This is a genomic window from Microcoleus sp. BR0-C5 (genome assembly GCF_036705045.1).
Lineage (GTDB): Bacteria > Cyanobacteriota > Cyanobacteriia > Cyanobacteriales > Microcoleaceae > Microcoleus.
In genome coordinates this window covers 120,854-140,183 of sequence record NZ_JAUBTR010000009.1, presented here as the reverse complement: position 1 = coordinate 140,183, position 19,330 = coordinate 120,854, and the positions used below count along the sequence as shown (strand labels likewise).

The 19,330-nt window shown below is 43.5% G+C and carries 18 protein-coding genes and 1 pseudogene; 13 read left to right on the top strand and 6 right to left on the bottom strand.

Annotation, left to right across the window (positions count from 1 at the left end):
* Positions 1-215 precede the first annotated feature (215 nt).
* From QUB08_RS06780 to QUB08_RS06770, 3 genes and pseudogenes are all read left to right on the top strand, one after another.
* Positions 216-493 (top strand): annotated as a pseudogene (locus QUB08_RS06780) (hypothetical protein); the annotation flags it as partial.
* A 63-nt stretch (positions 494-556) separates the two neighbouring features.
* Positions 557-1,363 carry a response regulator gene (locus tag QUB08_RS06775; protein WP_333224036.1) on the top strand — a complete coding sequence of 269 codons (807 nt, stop codon included), beginning with the start codon at positions 557-559 and terminating at the stop codon, positions 1,361-1,363.
* Between the two features lie 427 nt (positions 1,364-1,790).
* The gene (locus QUB08_RS06770) at positions 1,791-2,288 is read left to right on the top strand and encodes a hypothetical protein (protein ID WP_333150221.1); all 498 of its coding nucleotides are present in this window, start codon (positions 1,791-1,793) and stop codon (positions 2,286-2,288) included.
* Between the two features lie 66 nt (positions 2,289-2,354).
* Here QUB08_RS06770 and QUB08_RS06765 read toward each other — a convergent pair whose 3' ends face one another.
* The 4 genes from QUB08_RS06765 to QUB08_RS06750 all read right to left on the bottom strand — a co-directional run bounded on the left by QUB08_RS06765 (position 2,355) and on the right by QUB08_RS06750 (position 6,986).
* Entirely contained in the window at positions 2,355-2,720 is a 366-nt protein-coding gene (locus tag QUB08_RS06765; protein WP_039886668.1) for a response regulator transcription factor, read from the bottom strand.
* 322 nt (positions 2,721-3,042) lie between these two features.
* Entirely contained in the window at positions 3,043-4,548 is a 1,506-nt protein-coding gene (locus QUB08_RS06760; RefSeq protein WP_333224035.1) for a polysaccharide biosynthesis tyrosine autokinase, read from the bottom strand.
* A gap of 23 nt (positions 4,549-4,571) precedes the next feature.
* Complete coding sequence (locus QUB08_RS06755; protein WP_333224034.1) at positions 4,572-5,378, bottom strand: hypothetical protein; 807 nt, start codon at positions 5,376-5,378, stop codon at positions 4,572-4,574.
* 135 nt (positions 5,379-5,513) lie between these two features.
* A complete protein-coding gene (locus QUB08_RS06750; protein WP_333224033.1) occupies positions 5,514-6,986 on the bottom strand; it encodes a polysaccharide biosynthesis/export family protein in 1,473 nt (490 codons plus the stop codon).
* Between the two features lie 323 nt (positions 6,987-7,309).
* Between QUB08_RS06750 and QUB08_RS06745 the strand changes: the two genes are divergently transcribed.
* The 6 genes from QUB08_RS06745 (at position 7,310) to QUB08_RS06720 (ending at position 12,730) form a co-directional block, all read left to right on the top strand.
* Positions 7,310-7,771 (top strand): hypothetical protein, encoded by a 462-nt coding sequence (locus QUB08_RS06745; RefSeq protein ID WP_333224032.1) that lies wholly within the window; start codon positions 7,310-7,312, stop codon positions 7,769-7,771.
* A 256-nt stretch (positions 7,772-8,027) separates the two neighbouring features.
* The gene (locus QUB08_RS06740; RefSeq protein WP_333224031.1) at positions 8,028-8,450 is read left to right on the top strand and encodes a transposase; all 423 of its coding nucleotides are present in this window, start codon (positions 8,028-8,030) and stop codon (positions 8,448-8,450) included.
* Between the two features lie 198 nt (positions 8,451-8,648).
* Positions 8,649-9,212 carry a hypothetical protein gene (locus QUB08_RS06735; RefSeq protein ID WP_333224030.1) on the top strand — a complete coding sequence of 188 codons (564 nt, stop codon included), beginning with the start codon at positions 8,649-8,651 and terminating at the stop codon, positions 9,210-9,212.
* The gene (locus QUB08_RS06730; protein ID WP_333224029.1) at positions 9,149-10,069 is read left to right on the top strand and encodes an O-antigen ligase family protein; all 921 of its coding nucleotides are present in this window, start codon (positions 9,149-9,151) and stop codon (positions 10,067-10,069) included. The genes QUB08_RS06735 and QUB08_RS06730 overlap by 64 nt, the downstream gene beginning before the upstream one ends.
* 130 nt (positions 10,070-10,199) lie before the next feature.
* Positions 10,200-11,537, top strand: coding sequence for a flippase (locus QUB08_RS06725; protein WP_333224028.1), 1,338 nt, complete (start codon positions 10,200-10,202; stop codon positions 11,535-11,537).
* A complete protein-coding gene (locus QUB08_RS06720; protein WP_333224027.1) occupies positions 11,534-12,730 on the top strand; it encodes a hypothetical protein in 1,197 nt (398 codons plus the stop codon). Before QUB08_RS06725 ends, QUB08_RS06720 begins: the two co-directional genes overlap by 4 nt.
* 39 nt (positions 12,731-12,769) lie before the next feature.
* Here QUB08_RS06720 and QUB08_RS06715 read toward each other — a convergent pair whose 3' ends face one another.
* Together QUB08_RS06715 and QUB08_RS06710 are read right to left on the bottom strand one after the other, a co-directional pair.
* Positions 12,770-13,471, bottom strand: a complete 702-nt coding sequence (locus tag QUB08_RS06715) for a CatB-related O-acetyltransferase (RefSeq protein ID WP_333150207.1) — start codon at positions 13,469-13,471, stop codon at positions 12,770-12,772.
* A 13-nt stretch (positions 13,472-13,484) separates the two neighbouring features.
* Positions 13,485-14,378, bottom strand: a complete 894-nt coding sequence (locus QUB08_RS06710) for a glycosyltransferase family 2 protein (protein WP_333224026.1) — start codon at positions 14,376-14,378, stop codon at positions 13,485-13,487.
* Between the two features lie 441 nt (positions 14,379-14,819).
* Here QUB08_RS06710 and QUB08_RS06705 point away from each other — a divergent pair, with 441 nt between their 5' ends.
* The 4 genes from QUB08_RS06705 to QUB08_RS06690 are packed head-to-tail and all read left to right on the top strand — an operon-like array spanning position 14,820 to position 19,261.
* Positions 14,820-15,728, top strand: coding sequence for a glycosyltransferase family 2 protein (locus QUB08_RS06705; protein WP_333224025.1), 909 nt, complete (start codon positions 14,820-14,822; stop codon positions 15,726-15,728).
* Position 15,729: 1 nt separating this feature from the next.
* On the top strand, positions 15,730-16,890 hold the full coding sequence (locus QUB08_RS06700) for a glycosyltransferase family 4 protein (RefSeq protein ID WP_333224024.1): 1,161 nt from the start codon (positions 15,730-15,732) through the stop codon (positions 16,888-16,890).
* Entirely contained in the window at positions 16,890-18,119 is a 1,230-nt protein-coding gene (locus QUB08_RS06695; RefSeq protein WP_333224023.1) for a glycosyltransferase, read from the top strand. The genes QUB08_RS06700 and QUB08_RS06695 overlap by 1 nt, the downstream gene beginning before the upstream one ends.
* Before the next feature lie 59 nt (positions 18,120-18,178).
* Positions 18,179-19,261 carry an NAD-dependent epimerase/dehydratase family protein gene (locus tag QUB08_RS06690; RefSeq protein ID WP_333224022.1) on the top strand — a complete coding sequence of 361 codons (1,083 nt, stop codon included), beginning with the start codon at positions 18,179-18,181 and terminating at the stop codon, positions 19,259-19,261.
* Positions 19,262-19,330: the final 69 nt, after the last annotated feature.

Sequence of the window (19,330 nt, the reverse complement as noted above, 5' to 3'; positions counted from 1 at the left end):
TGGCTGGTGCTATTTGGAATTTTATTCATGACTACAATCACCAAATCCGATTAGCAATGCTGAAGACTCAACCGCCTAAATTTTATCCATCCTTTACATAAAAGCACTACCAAAACTCATTATAAAGTGTATTCATAGCTTCTAATAATGGTGAATTTATATTAAAATATACTCACCACTGGTGAACAGTGTTCAATAAGATGCGTTCCCCCTGGGGAGATGCTGTCGCGGATGAATTAGGAGTACCAATTGAACGGATTTCATGAGAAATGATTTATCGGGGGATGTATCATTTTTCGGTGGCCTATCAAAAAGGATTAGCTTCTAACGAAAGTTAAGTATTTTGCCGCCGAGAAGAATCAAGATTTAGGGATTGTTAAGCTAGGCATGAAAACCTCATATCAGGCTAATTATTTCTCCTTTCCCTGGAACTCAAAGAAGTCCCGAACAATTTTTTTTCAATAATAAAGGAACAAATGGAGTCATATTTTAATTGGTTAAACAGGTGAAAAATGAGTAAGATTACTCATTGACAATAGTGTTTTTACCTTAACTTGTGAGTAATGACCGCAAACTGCTCCCCGACGGCTCAGTGATTGGGCTTCACGACAAAGGGCGGGTGGTTTTTGACGCATCGGGTAAACCCCTTCGGCTGTTCGGCGTGGCGATCAACATTACGGATCGCAAACAGTTAGAATACGACCGCTCGCGCGCGTTTGCCCGCCAGCGGTCGTATTTGCGCCGCCTGCAAAAGTTAACCTCTTTCCGCCAAGCGGATGCTACGATTACTCGGAATTATAGCGGTTTGGGGCTGGGTCTGGCGATCGTCCGGCAGTTGGTGGAACTCCACGGCGGCACGGTTTGGGCGAGCAGTCCGGGACTGGATATGGGATCGACTTTTACTTTCCGTCTCCCTGCGATGCAGGTAAATTCGATCGCCGGCGAGGAAGCGCAGGTGTTGGCTGGCGCTGGTAATTTACTGGGAGTTAAGGTTTTGCTGGTTGATGACGAGGTTGATTCGCGGGAATTTATGAGGTTTGTCTTGGCGGATTCCGGGGCCGCTGTCAGGGCTGCATCGTCTGCTGCTGAGGCGTTTGAGGTGGCTTCGCAGTTTGGGCCGGATGTTGTGGTCAGCGATATCGGAATGCCGGAGGAAGACGGCTATTCGCTCCTACGAAGGCTGCGTTCTTTGAACACGCAGACAGGGAAATTTTGGGCGATCGCTCTGACGGCTTATGCTAGGGATGAAGACTGCGATCGTGCTTTTGCTGCGGGTTTTGATCGGCATCTGTCTAAACCTGTGCAACCCGATGTCTTGGTAGAGACTATAGTCAAGTTGAGGCAGCAAGGGCGAACCACTTAAAAATTTCTCTTAATAAATGGTAAATGGTAAATGGTGGTAAATGGTAAATGGTAAATGGTGGTAAATGGTGGTAAATGGTAAATGGTGGTAAATGGTAAATGGTAAATGGTGGTAAATGGTAAATGGTGGTAAATGGGAATTGTGTTTGTAGTGGCGACTTTAATCCTCGTAAAACTCGCTGGCACTTGCCTTCCTCACTACCAATCTATAATGCTGATTTTACCGAACACGACCTGATTAACCCGACTGGATATCGACGGAAATCGCTCAACTGAGAAATATAAAAATTTGTATTTTTCAAACTATTCAACTTCTGCTTGTGGGGCTTTGCTTCTAGCTCGCCTAAAATATGCAATTTCTATGCCGATTAGGTGATTGGTTTGTGTTAATATGCTAAAATATTAAACAACCACGCGGTAATAATTAGGTGGACAAACTTCAGACAGATATAGAGGCAATTTACTCTCAAATTGAGGAATTGCGCCTGGAACGCCAGCAGCTTAGTATTGCCGATGTTGTCCCAGCAGGTGATTCGCCCCAAGCGATCGCCGATGCTTATCGTCGTCACGCGAGGGAAACAGCACAAGTGTCGGCAGAAGTCAAGGGTATAGATGACGCGATCGCGGCTCTGTCTGCTCAACTGAGTCAGAAACAGCAGCAGTCGGTAAAGTTGCAAAGAATCACTCCGATGGAGGAGCAAGTTGAAGAAGGAAGATTACTAGCTCAGGGACACGCGGAACGGATTAATGAACTGGCGGCGGAACTGGCGGCGGAAGTGAAGGGACTCAAAGCTATCGCCGACCAAATTAGTCCCAGCTACTGGCAGGTTTATTACAAGCCTTTTATTACTGGTTTTAAGAGTATTTCTGTTCCCTACGTGCGATCGGACGGGGATGTTTGGACTATTGTCAATCGAGTAGTTTAGAGAGGCTGCGGGAGCAGAAATAATCAGCGCTCAAGACAATTTTTTTCCTGTCCCTATTCCTCTACCTCAACCTCGCAGCAATTGCTTAATAGTGCCGACCAATTCTTGAGGGTGAAATGGCTTGGCGATGTAAGCGTCGGCTCCTTGTTTCATTCCCCAATAGCGATCGAACTCTTCGCTTTTGCTCGAACACATTACCACCGGCAAATTTTGGGTTTTAGGGTCGCTTTTGAGCCGGCGACAGACTTCGTAGCCGTTCATCCGGGGCATCACGATATCCAGAACCACTAAATCTGGGCGGTTAGCCTTGATTTGCTCTAGAGCTTCTACGCCATCACTCGCTACGGTGACGTTGAGTCCTCTACCTTTGAGCAAGTCGGCGATCATCTCCCGCAGAGTGACGCTATCATCAACAACCATAACTGTACTCATAGAATAATCCCTACCAAGTTTCTGGGTTGAAACGTTCACATTAACGTTTACACTAACGTTCACCTTCAAAGGTGTCTTTTCCTGATTGAGATTGCGCTCTGCTAAATGTAGTTTACCCACTTTTGCTGATTTCTCAATCATTTTCTGAGTAATTATGGCAAAATTTAAAGATCCGCGCAATCTCGGTTGACACAGGAGGCTATGTCCGTTAGTCTATCATTTTCTTTCTCAAATGGTACTATTATCAAAAAATCAGGGTATAGCTTGGTTGTGCGTTTCCCGTTGAGGACGGCGGCGCTCGGCCGCCTGCATCAACATTTGTCTAATTAGGATTTTTCGTACCTAAAGCCGATAGTTTTTGGTCGTAGAGCGTGTCTAAAACGACCGGGCGCTGGCGGTAGCTGTGACCGGTGTTTTTGGAGCCGTTAGCAACGATTCCCAAGACGGAAGCTCCAGAAATTTTTAATTCTTCTAAAACTTTGCGAACTTGCGATCGGTCTGTTTGCCCAATTTGGACGACCATAATCGTAGCGTCTGTTTGAGCTGCGATCAAGTGGGTGTCTGCCAAGCCTGCTACTGGCGGGCTGTCATAAATTACTAAGTCAAAAAATGCTTGAAATTGCTCCATCAGATACTGCATTTTTTTGGAAGAAAGAAGCTTGATCGGATCGGGGGGAATTTGGCCGGCGGTGAGTACGAACAAATTTTCTTGGTTAGGGGCTCGTTGAATCGCGTCGTTGAGGCTGAGATCTGTGGAGATGGCATCGCCCAGGCCACGCACGTTTGGCAGTCCTAACTTAGCGTGCAGTTGCGGGCAACGCAAATCTGCATCTACTAACAATACTCGCTGTCCGACTGCTGCGGCTGTGGCTGCCAGGTGCAAAGCTACTGTAGATTTGCCGTCTCCGGCTACGGCTGAGCCGACTAAGAGCGATCGAATCGCCGTGCCTGCACTCAGCAAGTGAATGTTCGTGTAGAGCGATCGAAATGCTTCTAAAAATTGATAGTCCAAGTCGCTCAAAATACTTGGGCCCCCGCTCATCGAACCAGTATGTCTAGCTTCGCCCGGTTCGACTACTTCGACTTTCGAGTTTGATCGAGCCGATGTTAGTTTCCTCTGTCTGGCTGGCGGTCGGCGCTTGACTTTTTTGGTAAACGGAATCACCCCGAGTATTGGCAATCTTGTGGCGATTCTCAGTGATTCAGGAGTGTGGAACACAGTATTTAGTACCTCTACCAGCAAGCCGACTGCTATGCCCAGCAGACTGCTTAAAATTACTGCCAGCGCTAACTGTTTTCTGGTTTGTTTGACGGTAGCTCTTAGAGAGTTGCCGAATTTGTCTAGCGGAATTTCCGGAGGATTGATCAGCACCCAGGGGATTTGCTGCTGAGCTGCATCGATCCGCAAGGCTTCTCGTTTTGCCAAGAAGTCCGAAAAACTCTTAGTAACTACTTGCAGTTCCCGCTGTAAATTGTCGTATTGTCGGGTTGTGACTGAAAAGTTTATAATTTTTTGGTTGAGAGCATTTTGCAAAGCTGTCATTTCGCGATCGCGCGCTTCAACTTCTTTAATTTGGCTGTCTAAATTTCCCATCACCACTTCTCTTGCTTGTTGAGTGGCGGTTAAAATCAGTTCTTCCCGACTTTTTCGCAGCGCTAAAACTGGCAAACTGTCTTCTCTGTACTGAGCTAATTTTAATGACAATTCCGAGTCTATTCTCTGAATTTGACCTAAGAGTCCGCCGTAAGCTTGCCCTTGGGTCATCAGCACCCCCTGGGGATTATTTTCGTTGAGTAGTTTTTCATAGCTTTGGTAGAGGTTTCGCATCCCTTTTAGCTTAACTCTAATTTCTACTTGCTTGCCCCGAAGGCTTTGAACTTGTTCAGCAGAGATTTTCCCTCTATCTGGGGTTCAAACAAGTTGCTCTGCTGCCGCAATCTTTGGACTTGCAGTTGCAGAACTTCCACTCTTTCTCGGAGCTTGGGCAGCTCCGTATCTATAAATTTAATACCTTGATTAATGCCCATCAGCCGTTGCTGCAAGCTGTAATCTAGATAAGCTTTAGAAATTTTGTCCAATAAGCGGTAAATTTTTTTTCTGTTTGAATCTTTGTAGCGAACTTGTAAAATTTTTGTGCCTTGCTGTTTGCCATCTTTCGTGTAGCTTATGCGCTGAATCGACATTTTTGAGAGCAGTTCGCTATAGTTCATTTTGGGATACGAAGCCCGCAATTCCTCAATTATTGGCTGCATCATTTTGGGACTTCGCAAAATCCTAATTTGGGTTTCGTAGTCTAGTAGGCTAATTCCTTCTATATTAATTCTTGCTAAGTCTGCAGCTTGGGTGTTGTTTAATTGTTTGGATTGCAAACCTTCAGCCGTGGCTGGTTCTACCAACAAGGAAAAGGAGCCTTCATACTCGATCGTAATCTGTTTAGACGTGAGGACGATCGCTGTTCCTGCCAGGGCGCTCAAAGCAATGGTGGCTGCTGCCATGACCAGGAAGCGACGGCGCACGACGCCTAACAGCCAGGACAAGTCTAGCTTTTCTTCTTCTCTCTCCTCTACGAAGTGATCTCTGTAGTTCTGAGCAGATAACTCCGGCAGTTTGCCATTCGATTTAGGTGTGAAGGGTTGGTAATCTTGTCTGCTATCCATATTCAGCCAGGGTATTTTTGAGGTTGGTATTTTTGAGGTTGATATTTTTGAAGCGGCCAGATCCCAGCGGGGTAATCTTATTGTTTAGTTTATTGTAGCCTTTGCCAGGAATTATCCACCTCACCCGCCGCGTTCTTACCTGAATAAAAATCTGAGAACGTTTATAAAATTTAACACTCCCGTAGCTGGCCCGACAGGTCCGATTACAGCGTTCATGCGATCGACAAAATTGACGAGACCCCTGCGAGATACGATAATCATGTCGTTGTTGCGAAGTTGAGGATTGGTTTCTTCGTTAATTCCTTGAGTTAAATTGACTTCGATCGTCCGTTTAGTAGCTGTACCGTCGGTATTGAGGCGGACTAGCTCAACTTTATCCCTTCTAGCTCTGGTATTCTCGTAGCCAAAAAATCCTCTGGAAATTAAAGCTTGATTCAGCGTGGCATTAGCTGGGAGCCTCAAGGGATCGAGGGATGTTCTGAGTTCTCCTACTACAAAAACGTTAATGCCGACGGGGGCAAAGTTAGTGCTAGCGAGCACACCAGCTTCTGCAGGGTTGACGATCGTGGCTTTGGGTACGATGATCGTGTCTCCCTCCTGGAGGATGGTATCTTGGGCGCCGTCGCCGGACTCTAGGAACTGCCACAGGTTGACTGGGATAATTTGTTCGCCTCTTCTGGTGACGCGCCGCACTTGGATTTGCCGGATGTCGGCATCCGAGGTGATGCCGCCGGCTAGCTGAATCGCCCGGATGACGGTGGGGAAACCTTCGCGGCTGAGGTCGTTTGTGGTGTTGCCACCGATCACGACGTAAGCCCCTGGACGGGTTACTTGACCAACGATAGAGACTGATCGAGGTTTTTCTGGGGGCGGCGAAAAGTTGGCGCTCGCAAATTGACGAGCTTCTGGTTGGTTGAAGTTGGCGACTGTGGGAATCACGATTGTGTCTCTGTCTTGCAAAATGATGTCTTGAGAGATGTCTCCTTCTTGCAAGAATTTCCACAGGTTGACGTTGAGCACTTGATCGGGGCCGTCTCGTTGGGGACGGCGGACGCGGATGTTGCGGATATCGGCGACACCCGTGACGCCTTCTGCGAGTCTAATCGCTTGGGTGACGGTGGGGTACTGGACACTTGGCGAGGCTCCCGGGCCAGGAGTTAGGGTGATGATGAAGTTTCCGGGCCTGGTGACTTCTCCGATGACGCCGACGTTGAGGGGGCGGGCGGCGACGAGGCTGACTGTGACTATGGGGTCTTTGAGGACGCGGCGGTAGGCGTTGCGGATGATGTTGGTGGCTTCTACTAAGGTGCGGCCGCGGATGGAGACCAAGCCGATCAGGGGCAGGTTGACTGAACCGTCGGAAAGGACTTCGTAGCCGCGGCTGAGTTCGGGTACTTCGAGTATTTCTACTTGGATGCGATCGCCGCCGCCGAGTTTATAGCTTTCCGGCGATCTCCTAATGGGCGCAACATTCTGGGCTTGGTCTGTGCCTAGGGGGATGGGAAGTTGTGCCGGGGTGCTTCTGGCGTCAGCGATGACAGTAGAAGCAAACAAGACAACACCCACAACCGACGGGGCTATCTGTCTTGGAAAATGGGTGTTAACCATACACCACCTAATTTTATTGACTATGATTTATCAATACTCCGGACAGTTTTTAAAGAGGAATGCGAGCGCAATAAAATAGAGAAGTGAAAAAAGTGAGTGCAATCTGAACCCAAAATAAACAGAAAAAAAGGCCCTCTTTTAGGTTAAGCTATAAAAACACACAAGCTCAACAGATTGCATTAGGAACATTATGGAATCAATCTTACAACAAATACCAGGGATTAGTCAACCCCAAAAAAAGTTTTTAATCACTTTATTTTCAACTATTTTGCTAGTCTATGGCAAGGTCAACTTCACGAATCTCAGTCGTTATAGCTGTTTAAGTGAAAAAACTTATCGTCGTCACTTTCTCAAAAGCTTTAACTTTCCACAATTTAATCAATATTTTCTCGCGTGTTGCCTTAAATTCTGAACACACAATTATTGCTGTTATTGATTGTTCGTTTTTAAGAAAAAGTGGCAAAAAAACTGACGGTAAAGCTTATTTTTATAATGGTGTAGCTGGTAAATCGGAACAGGGGTTGGAAATTTCTGTGATTTCTATTGTCGAAATTGAGACTCGTTTATCTTATAGCTTAAGCGTACAGCAAACTCCGTCACGCCCTCAAATAAAGCCCGTGAAAAAAAAGCCCAAAAACCAGAATAATAACCGCTCAAAAAAATCTCGCAAAAACCTGGACTCTCAAAGCTCAAAGCCTGACATCACAAGAGTTGATGACTATGCACAACATTTAAAGAATACTCGTTATTTCTTCCCCACTTCTGTACGTCCAAATGGTCGCTGATGGCTATTACTATCGCTCTAAATTCTGGGAGGCTGTGCGAGAGTTAAATTTAGACTTTATTGGCAAGTTAAGAGTTGATGCTAACCTACGCTATCTCTATACAGGTTAACAAAATAAACTGGGAGCCCCTCGAAAATATGATGGTAAATTTGACTCTAATGATTTGAGTCGTCTTAAATTTGTCAAAAATCTAAAACCCGGAGTTTCATTATATACATTGGTACTCTGGAGTTGTTGTTTAAATTGCCAGATTAGTTTGGCTTGTATTTCTGAGGTTCAAGCTAACGGTAAAATCAAAAATGCGTTATTGTTTAGCACTGATATTCACCTACGGCCTGAGCAAATTGTTGAATATTATCAGGCTCGTTTCCAGATTGAATTTATTTTTCGTGATGCTAAACAATTTACGGGATTGTCTGATTGTCAAGCTCGTCATTTACCGCGGCTTGATTTTCATTTTAATGCCAGTCTTATTGCCTTAAATTTAGCCAAACATCAACTCTCTAGTTGTCATTCATCTGCCAAGTCGTTTGTGTTTTCAATGGCCTCTTATAAACGTCTGGAATTCAACAAGCATCTACTTTCTACCTTTATTGATAAGTTAGATTTAGACCCGGATTTGATTTTAAATCACCCTAACCTTCCTTCAGTCTTGTCTTATGGTACTTTAGCTGCTTAAAAACTGTCCGGAGTATTGATTTATATAAGTGTAGCCTTTTTAGTGCTGGGCAAAAAGCTCATTATTTTAAGCTATCGCCGAAAAAAGGATGCTGTATTTTTGCTTTATGCCTAATTTCTCTGTTAGCGTGGTTGCGGGTTGACGGCTATATTTTATATCTATATAATTTGATATTGTTGGTGATAAAGGAAAGCAATTATGACTGAACCAGTGTCTCTACCCAATATGCTGAGAGAGCTGATTTTAGGTAGCTGTTCATTGACATGGATGCTAGTTGCTATAGTCGCGATCGCAACTATACTATTATTTCAATTCGCTAGCTATAAAAAAATAGGTTTGGCTTTAGAAAAAAGCTTTGCTGGTCTTTATATTTTTATCTCTCCCTTTCTGACACAACCTCCTTTTAATTACTTGCATTTTGTTAACTTGAAAGATCCAGAAGGTGGTATATTAAAACTAATACCTTATTTTTTTTACCCCTGGGTAGTCTTCATCTTAATTTCAATAGTTAAAATTTTTAGTAGCAATTTTATAGAAAATTTTTCCGAAATATTGATAATAAATCCTTTTTTTTTACTTTATACATTAGTTCCATTACTGTCTACATTATGGTCTATAGTTCCTGAAGAAACACTAAGAGCAGGACTAGCTTTTTCAGGATTTACTGCTTTTGGGTTTTACATTGCATCGCAATATAAATGGGAGGATTTATCTCGTTTCTGGCGGTGGGATACACGGCAATCGGTTTGGCAAGTTTTGTAATGAAACCCCCGGGAGCAGGCAATTTTGTTGGCTTAACCCAATCTAAAAATTCTTTGGGGGGAGTCTTAGCTCTCTGTACGGCATTTTGGTATTTGCATTATTCTCAAGGAGCTAAAACTCAGAAAGAGCGCTGGATTGCTTTGGGAATGATGTTCTTTTCATTCTACCTAGTAAGGGCTAATAAATCGGGCTCGGCTCTAGTGATTACTATCATATTAATAATTGCAGTGTCGTCACTAAATCTTCTAAAAAAATTAAGTTTTCAGTGGGCCTTTACTGCGATTATATGTTTCCTGGTGGTCAGCATAATTATGATTGTTTTTATAGTAGACAACCTAGAGGATATTATTGTAGGTGGGTTAGGCAAGGACTTGACTCTAACGGGGCGGACAGAATTCTGGCCGCAGTTAATGGCTGCGGTCAATCAGCGCCCCTGGTTTGGCTACGGATACGATGGATTTTTTCAACAAGATAAGTTAGGAGCGGGTACTCCTGCTTATTTTATTTATACTCCTAGTGGATTTCAACCGAAAAATCCTCACAATGGGGGGATCGGGATCTTGTTAGCCTTCGGTTGGCCGGGATTAATTTTAATGATGACTTCCTTGCTGCTCAATTTAGCTTACGCAGTTCGGTATTTGAGTCGTAGCACTCTGGAAGAAGCGGGAATACCTATTTGTTTTCTAGTCTCTATTATTATAAGCAACATCACAGAAAGTTATATTATAGAGATAGCAAATCCTTGGCTGAGTTACGCAATGTTGACGGTTCGACTTGCGATAGATAATGCTAACAATAGTTCTAACAGTAGCACCAGTAACGCTCAAAGGCGTTCTTTAGCTCGCACTGTCCATTGAAGTAACCTTTATTGGGCGGAGGGTGGGTCAAGTTGTGGTATGTTGTTATAGGATCAACCAGTCTAATTTTGCAAGATTGCCGACCCTCCCAGAACCGCGTTTGTGTTTTGTAAAGATTTAAAATATTCTGATGCTAGATAAGTTAACTGCGGTCAGTAAAAGGCTCGGCCCTAATCTGCGCCAGGTACTCAGCAACATAGCTTGGCTGTTCACTGACCAAATCTTGCAGATGGGTCTAGGTCTGTTTGTAGGTCTTTGGGTGGCTCGCTATCTTGGTCCGACACAATTTGGATTGCTCAATTACGCGATCGCCTTTGTGTCGCTGTTTAGTTCGGTGGCAACGATGGGGTTGGGTACTCTGGTAGTGAGGAATATCGCTCGCGACCCAGAATGCAAAAATGAGACCCTGGGAACTGCCTTCGGATTGCAATTTACTGGTGGCTGCATCACTTTATTGTTAAGTGTCACGGTGATTGCGCTACTCAAGCCCAACGACACTCTAACTCGGTGGCTGGTAGGTATCATCGCAGCAGGAACTATCTTTAATGCTTTTGAAGCAATCAATTTTTGGTTTCAGTCCCAAATCCAGTCAAAATATACAGTGTTGGCTAAAAATTCAGTATGTTTTTTAGTTGCTGCTGTCAGAATTGGGTTAGTGACAATTAAAGCCCCCCTGCTTGCCTTCGCCTGGGTTCGATTGGGAGAGGTGGCATTGGTAGGAATCGCTTATGTATATTTTTATAAGCTTACGGGGAATAAAATTAAGGATTGGCATTTTAGTTGGGAACGGTGTAAGGAACTGCTATCTGAGAGTTGGCCGATAATTTTGTCGGGATTGGCAGTTTATCTGTACTCAAAAACCGATCAGATAATGCTCGGTTTGATGAATAAAAATGCAGAACTGGGCTATTATGCGGCCGCTGTTAAAATTTCTGAAATCTGCGATTTCTTGCCGATGATCATATCCAGCTCTATTTTTCCCAAATTAGCGAATTTGAGAAAGACAAATTATGAAGAATATCTAAATAAATTTCAAATTTACTCGGATATTATGATATTTTTATGGTTGGGAGTGGCCATACCGATATCATTACTTTCTCCCTGGATAGTGCATCTGCTTTACGGGGAAAAATATGCGAAGTCAGCAGCGGTACTGGCTCTCTATGTTTGGGCGCAATTTGGCAGTAACTTTGGAGTAGCACGGAGTACATATTTGAACATAGAAGGTCAGTTACGCTACGGTCTTTACTTGACTGTAGTCGGATCTATTTTTAATGTAGCGTTGAACTTTTGGCTGATTCCTAAATATGGAGCTTTTGGAGCAACTGCAGCTACTCTGATAACTTATTTTTACGTGATTATATTAGTCAATTTCTTGATTAAGGAATTGCGGCCCTTCGGAAATTTCATCTGGCGATCCCTTAACTTATACAATGCCGCTTGTAGAATCAGAGGATTAGTAAAGTGATTCAAATTAAACCTAAAATCGAACAGCGCTCGAATTGCCCCTATTGTGGAACTGAACTTAATCCCAAAAATGTTCTGTGGCACGGTATCCACATTGTTCTAGACTCTAAGTGCGAGAGATGCGGCAGCGAGATAATCGACGATTTGAGAGTAGGTCATGGAGTTAAAAACTACATCCAAGTTAATTTAATAAAAGAAGAATTTTTTGCAGCCGATGCTTACAAGAAGGAATGGTTAGGCAAACCATTACTTAATTCACTCCAAAATCCTCAACCGGAAAAACTTGAGATTGTAAAAGAAATTTTTAAACACTGCAATCGGGTAATTATCTTAAACTGTATAGATCATCTTTATGGTCACTCCCTGCTCAAGTTGCTCAATGCACAAAGGCACTTAGAATGCAACTCTGACTACGGGTTAGTTGTGATAGTTCCTAAGTTCTTAAGGTGGATGGTTCCCGATGAAGTTGCAGAAATCTGGACAGTACCTATTTCTTTAAAAAATGGTCAGAATTACTATCCCAGTTTCGCCGAGTTTGTTGAAGAAGAAACTAAACGCTTTGATAAAATTTATGTCAGCGAAGCTCATTCTCATCCCAGTCAGTTCGATATCACGCGCTTTACTAGAGTTCCCAAACATAACTTTGAGAACAAAGAAATAAAAATTACTTTTATTTGGCGCGAAGATCGTTTATTAGTTAACCGTTTGCTGTTTCGAGTGCTTAAAAAAATCGATCAACAAGCAATGTCACTGCGATTGCAAAATTTAAAAATTCAGCAGTTATTTGAGAAGATCAGGTTGCAAGTACCCGAAGCAAAATTTGCAGTGGCTGGCCTGGGAACAAAAACTAAGTTTCCAGAATGGATTGAAGATTACAGGGTGGAGAGTTTTAATGAAAAAATTGAAAAGGAGATTTGCCACCTTTATTCAGAGAGCCGCTTAATAATTGGTCTTCACGGCTCCAATATGCTGCTACCGTCTGGTCATGCTGGTATGACAATTGATTTGATAGATGAGCGGTGGGGAAACTTTGCCCAAGATATTTTATACCAAGAAAGCGACCCTAGAATGGCTACTTTTCGCTATAGATTTTTGCCGTATCAGACTAGCAATGATACACTGGCATTCATAGCGGCTGTGATGGTTCTGAAGTGGTCTAAGTTTAAATCCCAGATGACTGCTGATGTTATATAACGTCCGGCTAATTAGACATACTACCGAACCCGCTAGAATTCAACTATTTTCCGTGTTATAAATATGGATGAACTTGTCAATGTTGTGAAAGTCTTTGACATTTTTTCTTAACCATTGTTCATCCTTGTCCCACCACTTAAACTTCAGCAGAAAATCAATCTTTTGTTCATCAAACCTATAGCGAATAAGTTTGGCGGGAATTCCTCCACAGATAGCATAAGGTGGCACATCTTTGGTGACAACGGCTCCGGCTGCGATAATGGCTCCATCACCAATAGTTACACCATCTACAACAATAACATTTGAGCCAATCCAAACATCATTGCCGATATGGACTGTTTTTTCCTCTTCTTCAAAATATTTTTTGTCTACAAAGGTTGTCCCTACTAGTATGTTGGGCGAATAAAATATCGGATGGCTTGAAACAAAATCTCCCACAGGATGTACGCCTAAGCGAATGATGCAGTTTGGCCCAATCGAACAAAAATTGCCGACAACACCATTGAAAATTCGCGTATTATCGCGTACATAAGTGTAAGAACCAATGGTAGAATCTTCTATGGCTACGCGACTAGACACACTAACATTGTGACTGATAGTTGAATTGGTAACCAAAGCCATATAGTCTTGATAAAAATTATTATATTTAAACTTGTTTTTCCACCAATTGACTAAAAATCGCAGATATTCAGTGATCGGATTTTTGAGTAGAGATCTGAGAAATGTTGAGATTTTAGACATGGTTACTAATTACTTAGTGAAGGTTAAATATTGTGTTCCCACATAGCTTATTTAATTTTTTCTTAATGCGCCTGATTAATGGGGGATGATAATCATAAAATGTATCTTGAGTGAATTGATCGGCTACAAAATTTCGGATCGCGTGGTTGGGATGCCTTAAAGGAAAGGTCATTGCTTCCGTTGGCATATTACTGTATATACTATCTTCTCCTGAAGTATGGGTGGCTTGACTGCCAAATCCAATATTAGAAATTAAATTGTTTTCGGGAATAATAGCAAGTCCATTTTGAACCCAACAAGTAAAAAGCCATCTAAAAAACCAATTGTTGAGGGTTCCATCATAGGAAACTTGAAAAGCACTATCCCAAACTTTTACAGATTGAGGATTAGCTAATAAATTTTCGAGAAAACCTGCTTCCCGAAGTTGAGGCCATAACTTCATGTCAACATCATAGTATTGCCATGCTCGGCGCCAAGTCGCCCATCCCCAACAGTTACTAAAACGGGAAAAATAGTAACTGTCTTCTGTTCTTTTTCTCCCAAATTGTAAATTTACACCAGCGATTGACATAATCCGTTTGTCATCTCGATAATGCTCTAATAACTGTTCACAAAAAGGGAAGAAGTTCGGGTGTGGCAAACAGTCATCTTCGAGAATAATTGCTTCCTCTACGGTATTAAATACCCAGTCGAAACCGCTAGAAATGCGATCCCTGCAACCTAAATTAATCTCTGAATAATTTTTCATAACTTCACAGTCCCAATCGACCCGATCGATAATTGCACGTACAGCGGCGCACTTTTCAGCTTCCCCAGGTTTGTTGGCACGAGGGCCGTCAGCAATTACTAACAGCTTAGGGGGTTTAACTTTTCGAATCGCCTCGAAGACTTTTTCAGTAGTATCCACTCGATTGAAAACCACAAAAACAATGGGAGTTTTTGTATGATAATGTGGCATTTAAACTGTTCAACTCCTACGAGTATAAATATTTTTGCTTAGTAGAACTCATCAATATTGTGAATGTGCTAGGAAGCTTGCAGGCTTCGCTTGTTAACTTAAGTTCTAAATTCCAATTTATCACCAAAAAGTTCGCGGGTCAACTATAATACAGCAATAGTTTACCCAGACAGACTTCTAGGACTGACGCTCTTAAACTCTAAAACCTTGATACCCCACCCCGTTGCCCAAGTGGGGAACTCTTAAAGCCCCCTTGTGCAAGGGGGGGAGCGACTGCGTAAGCCCTAATTTCATTTTTGTAGCGACGGTTGCAACCGCCGAGCGAGTGGGTAAATAAAACACTGTTACTTTTAGCCTTACCTATCGTTAAAAACCGCAATACAGGGAAGAATGAACCGTACTAATATCGCCGTCATTTTAACTTGCTTCAACCGCAAACAGAAAACATTAGCTTGCTTAGAGGCTCTTTTTAACCAGGCACTTCCAGCCAATGTAGATATTTCCACCTATATAGTCGATGATGCCAGTACCGACGGTACCAGCGAAGCAGTTCACCAAGCCTACCCTCAAGTCAAGATTTTTCATGGGGATGGCAATTTATTCTGGAACGGCGGAATGCGCTTTGCTTTCACCGAAGCCATGAAGGACGATCCCGACTACTACCTTTGGCTGAACGACGATACAATTATGTATCCAGAAGCCCTTAAAACCTTATTAACAACCAGCAACAAACTCGCTCAAAAAGGAGAAACAAAAGCCATCGTCTCCGGTTCTACCTGCGATCCCCAAACTGGTAAAACTACTTACGGTGGCGTGGTGCGAGACCACCCCATTCTTCCCTTTCGATACCGCCTCCTAGAACCCACTCAAGAAGCTCTACTTTGTAGCACAATACATGGCAACTGCGTTCTACTTCCTCGCAATGTCGTCCAGCTTGTGGGCAACCTAAATCCTGCTTTTGTCCATTATATTGGCGATTGGGATTATGGTTTACGAGCGAGGCAGAAAGGATGTACAGTTTGGATCGCTCCCGGTCATTTAGGAACTTGTTCCCTCAACCCACAGGTGACAAAAACCGCCGCCAAAAATTTGAGCGAAGGGTTAGAGAAAATGAGCACGCCGAAAGGTTTATCCTTTAAAGATGCGACCCTGCAACCTGCTGGAGAATGGAAAGTATTTACTCAGCAGCATGGTGGTTGGTTGTGGCCAATATATTGGCTGCTACCTTATCGAAGGTTAGTTTGGTTTTCAGTGTTGAGTAAACTAGGATTGACTAAAAACACAACTCAAGGTGAATAGGATGGTTGACAAAAATGAATTTCGCATCGCTTGGCTCGTTCCTTCTGCAGAATTTGGGGCCTATTGGCCGCCGGTTTTACATGAACTCAAAAAACTAATTCCGAACACGATTTTTTATACAGGTCGCCTCTGGCCTCGCTATGATCCGGAAGCTCCTGGTACAGAAGTAGTCGAAGTTGTGGGAGATACTAAATTCATCACCACCCAAAAGATAGAAACGGGGTACAGTCGTGGTTATATTAAGGCTACTCCTGGGATTATTTTTCCTCTTTTGAAATTCAAGCCCCAGGTCATTTTTGCTAGTGGATTTTCGATCTGGACATTGGTAGCTATAATCTTTAAGCCTATAGGGAAATGGCGACTGGTTTTAGTTTATGAAAGTAGTTCCCCGAATGTAGACTTTCGAGATTCTAAGGTGCGATCGACTATTCGACGTTGGATGGGTAAATTTGCTGATACGTTTGTTTCTAATAGTCGCCGAGGTAAAGAATATTTGGTAGAAGTGATTGGGGCAGCCGAAAGTAATATTTTTGCTAAACCTTACATGGTTCCTGATGCTAAAGCTTTGGTACAAAAGTTAGAAAATAATAAGTCTGTATCCTTGTCATTTCCCCACCCAATTTTTCTGTGCGTGGGTCAAGTAATTTCTCGCAAAGGGATTAAGAATCTGTTAGAAGCTTGCACAATTTTGCAAAGCCAGGGATACTCGAATTACACAGTCATTATCGTTGGAGACGGAGAACAGCGACCGGAACTAGAAGCTCTTACAAAAGAATGGGGTTTAGAAAAACAAATTGTTTGGACAGGGTGGATAGAATACGGATACTTGGGATATTATTTTCTAGAAGCTGATGTGTTTGTTTTTCCTACGTTAGAAGATACTTGGGGAATGGTGGTGCTAGAAGCGATGGCATTTGGTAAGCCGGTTTTGTGTTCAAAATGGGCTGGGGCTTGCGAAATGATCGTTGAAGGTGAAAATGGTTATATTTTTGATCCTTATCAGTCGGAAGGTATTGCAAACGCGATGCGGGACTTGATTGATTGCCCAGAAAAGTTAGTGATGATGGGGCAAAAATCGCAGCAACTGATCGCTGAACATACACCAGAAAAGGCTGCCAAATTAATAGCAGATGTGACGTCGCTAGTATGGGAGAAAAGTTGATGAAAATTCTTTTATCTGCGTTTGCTTGCGAACCGAATCTCGGCTCCGAAGAGGGAGTAGGATGGAATACTGTTATCCAATCTGCTAAACATCACGAAAGTTGGGTATTTACTCGCACGTTTTGTCGATCGTACATTGAAGCAGAACTAGAGCGGAACCCAGTGCCAAACCTGCACTTTGTTTATTTTGATCCGTTTGGGTGGAGCGAAGATTGGAAGGGGAAACAAGGATTGCTGCAACTTCACTACTATCTGTGGCAAATCTGGGCTTATTTTATCGCTCGGAAGCTCGATCGCGAAATTGGTTTTGACATATTACATCACGTAACTTATGTCAAACATTGGTCTCCAAGCTTCCTGGCGCTGTTGCCGCATCCTTTTATTTGGGGGCCTGTGGGGGGTGCAGAAGCAGCACCAAAGCCTTTTTGGCAAGATTTTAGCCGCCGGGGCAAAATTTACGAAACGCTGCGAGCATTGGCTCAAAGCGTAGGAGAACGCGATCCGTTTGTGGGGCTGACGGCGCGCCGCAGTGCCGTGGCGCTGGCAACTACGGAAGAAACCGCAGCCAGACTGCGATTTCTCAAAGCAAAAAACGTGAAGATTTTTTCGCAAGTCGGTTTGTCCCAGCAGGAAATTCAAGAACTAGAGCAATTTCCTACCCCGCCGGAGCAACCAATTATATTCATCAGTGTCGGTCGTCTCTTACACTGGAAAGGGGTGCACTTGGGACTCCGTGCATTTGCGGAGGCGAAGCTGGAACAATCGGAATACTGGATTGTGGGAGACGGCCCGGAAAGGCAGCGCTTGGAAGCTTTGGCCACAGAATTGGGACTGGCAAATAAAGTATTTTTTTGGGGAACTTTATCTCGCACTGAAACTCTTTTTAAGATGGGGGAGTCTCACGTTCTCCTCCATCCGAGTTTGCATGACTCTGGTGGTTTTGTGTGCACGGAAATGATGGGGGTTGGTCGTCCGACGATTTGTTTGGATTTGGGGGGCCCTGCTACTCAAGTGACGGCTCAAACGGGGATTAAAGTGGCTGCTACTGACCCCGATCGCGCTGTGCAAGGTCTAGCAGAAGCTATAGTGTGTTTAGCGCAAGATCGTGAATTGCGATATCGCTTGGGTCGAGCGGGTCAAACGCGCGTCAGGGAAATCTATGATTGGGATGTTAAGGGTCTATTCTTTGCCCAATTGTGCGAAGATGTATTCGATGGAAAATCAGGATAACTTCGGATGGGTTCGATCGGGCAAAACACAAAAAACTATATTTTTTCAGGCGGTGAAACGTGGGCGTTGCAATCATTACTGGCTCGGCGGGATTAATTGGCTCTGAGGCGTGTAAGTTCTTTGCCAAACAAGGCTTAGATATAGTTGGCATCGACAATAATATGCGCCAATTCTTTTTTGGTGCTGATGGTTCTACAAACTGGAACCGCCAACTGCTCGAAAAGTCTTTGGGTACTAAGTATTATCACTTAGATGTGGACATTCGCGACTATGAAGCGATTACCAATATCTTTCAGCGGTACGGCGAGTCGATCGAATTAGTAATTCACACAGCAGCCCAGCCCAGCCATGATTGGGCTTCCCGTGCTCCGAAAATAGACTTTACCGTCAATGCCAACGGCACTCTCAATCTTCTAGAAGTAACTCGCTTGTACTGTCCTAAAGCGGTTTTCATTTTCACTTCTACCAATAAAGTATACGGCGATACGCCTAACAGTTTGCCTTTAATTGAATTAGAACACAGGTGGGAAATTGCACCAGGCCATACTTACGAAAGTGGCATTCGGGAAGATATGTCAATCGATCACTGCCTGCACAGTTTGTTTGGTGCTTCTAAGGTAGCTGCTGACGTTTTAGTTCAAGAATACGGTCGATATTTTAATATGAACACCGCTTGTTTTCGCGGTGGCTGTTTGACGGGGCCAAATCACTCTGGAGCTCAATTGCACGGCTTCCTCGCCTACTTGATGAAGTGTGCTGTCACGGGAACTCCTTACACCGTGTTTGGCTACAAAGGCAAGCAAGTTCGCGATAACATTCATAGCGCTGATTTAATTTCGGCATTTTATGAATTTTATAAAGATCCCAAAAGCGCCCAAGTTTATAATACAGGAGGAGGCAGGTACAGCAATTGTTCGATGTTAGAAGCTATCCAGATGTGCGAGGCAATTTCAGAACGCAAGTTTAATTGGACTTATGCTGAAGGGAATCGCATTGGCGATCACATTTGGTGGATTAGCGACAATTCCAAATTTTCCAGTCACTATCCCAACTGGAAAATGAAATATAACGTTAAACAAATCCTACAGGAGATTTATGAATGTAACCGCGAGCGATGGCTGAAAGAGGATGCCAATGAGTGAGCGGGGCAAAAAGAATGTGCTGGGAATTTCGGTAAACGATTGAAGAATACAAGGTTAAACAAATCTTAG

Bases quoted from the DNA above. Each gene is read 5' to 3' on its own strand.
- QUB08_RS06705 (WP_333224025.1), top strand. From the start codon at position 14,820: ATGAACCGTACTAATATCGCCGTCATTTTAACTTGCTTCAACCGCAAA.
- QUB08_RS06725 (WP_333224028.1), top strand. From the start codon at position 10,200: ATGCTAGATAAGTTAACTGCGGTCAGTAAAAGGCTCGGCCCTAATCTG.
- QUB08_RS06730 (WP_333224029.1), top strand. From the start codon at position 9,149: ATGGGAGGATTTATCTCGTTTCTGGCGGTGGGATACACGGCAATCGGT.
- QUB08_RS06750 (WP_333224033.1), bottom strand. From the start codon at position 6,986: ATGGTTAACACCCATTTTCCAAGACAGATAGCCCCGTCGGTTGTGGGT.
- QUB08_RS06695 (WP_333224023.1), top strand. From the start codon at position 16,890: ATGAAAATTCTTTTATCTGCGTTTGCTTGCGAACCGAATCTCGGCTCC.
- QUB08_RS06760 (WP_333224035.1), bottom strand. From the start codon at position 4,548: ATGCGAAACCTCTACCAAAGCTATGAAAAACTACTCAACGAAAATAAT.
- QUB08_RS06765 (WP_039886668.1), bottom strand. From the start codon at position 2,720: ATGAGTACAGTTATGGTTGTTGATGATAGCGTCACTCTGCGGGAGATG.
- QUB08_RS06715 (WP_333150207.1), bottom strand. From the start codon at position 13,471: ATGTCTAAAATCTCAACATTTCTCAGATCTCTACTCAAAAATCCGATC.
- QUB08_RS06700 (WP_333224024.1), top strand. From the start codon at position 15,730: ATGGTTGACAAAAATGAATTTCGCATCGCTTGGCTCGTTCCTTCTGCA.
- QUB08_RS06735 (WP_333224030.1), top strand. From the start codon at position 8,649: ATGACTGAACCAGTGTCTCTACCCAATATGCTGAGAGAGCTGATTTTA.
- QUB08_RS06755 (WP_333224034.1), bottom strand. From the start codon at position 5,378: ATGGATAGCAGACAAGATTACCAACCCTTCACACCTAAATCGAATGGC.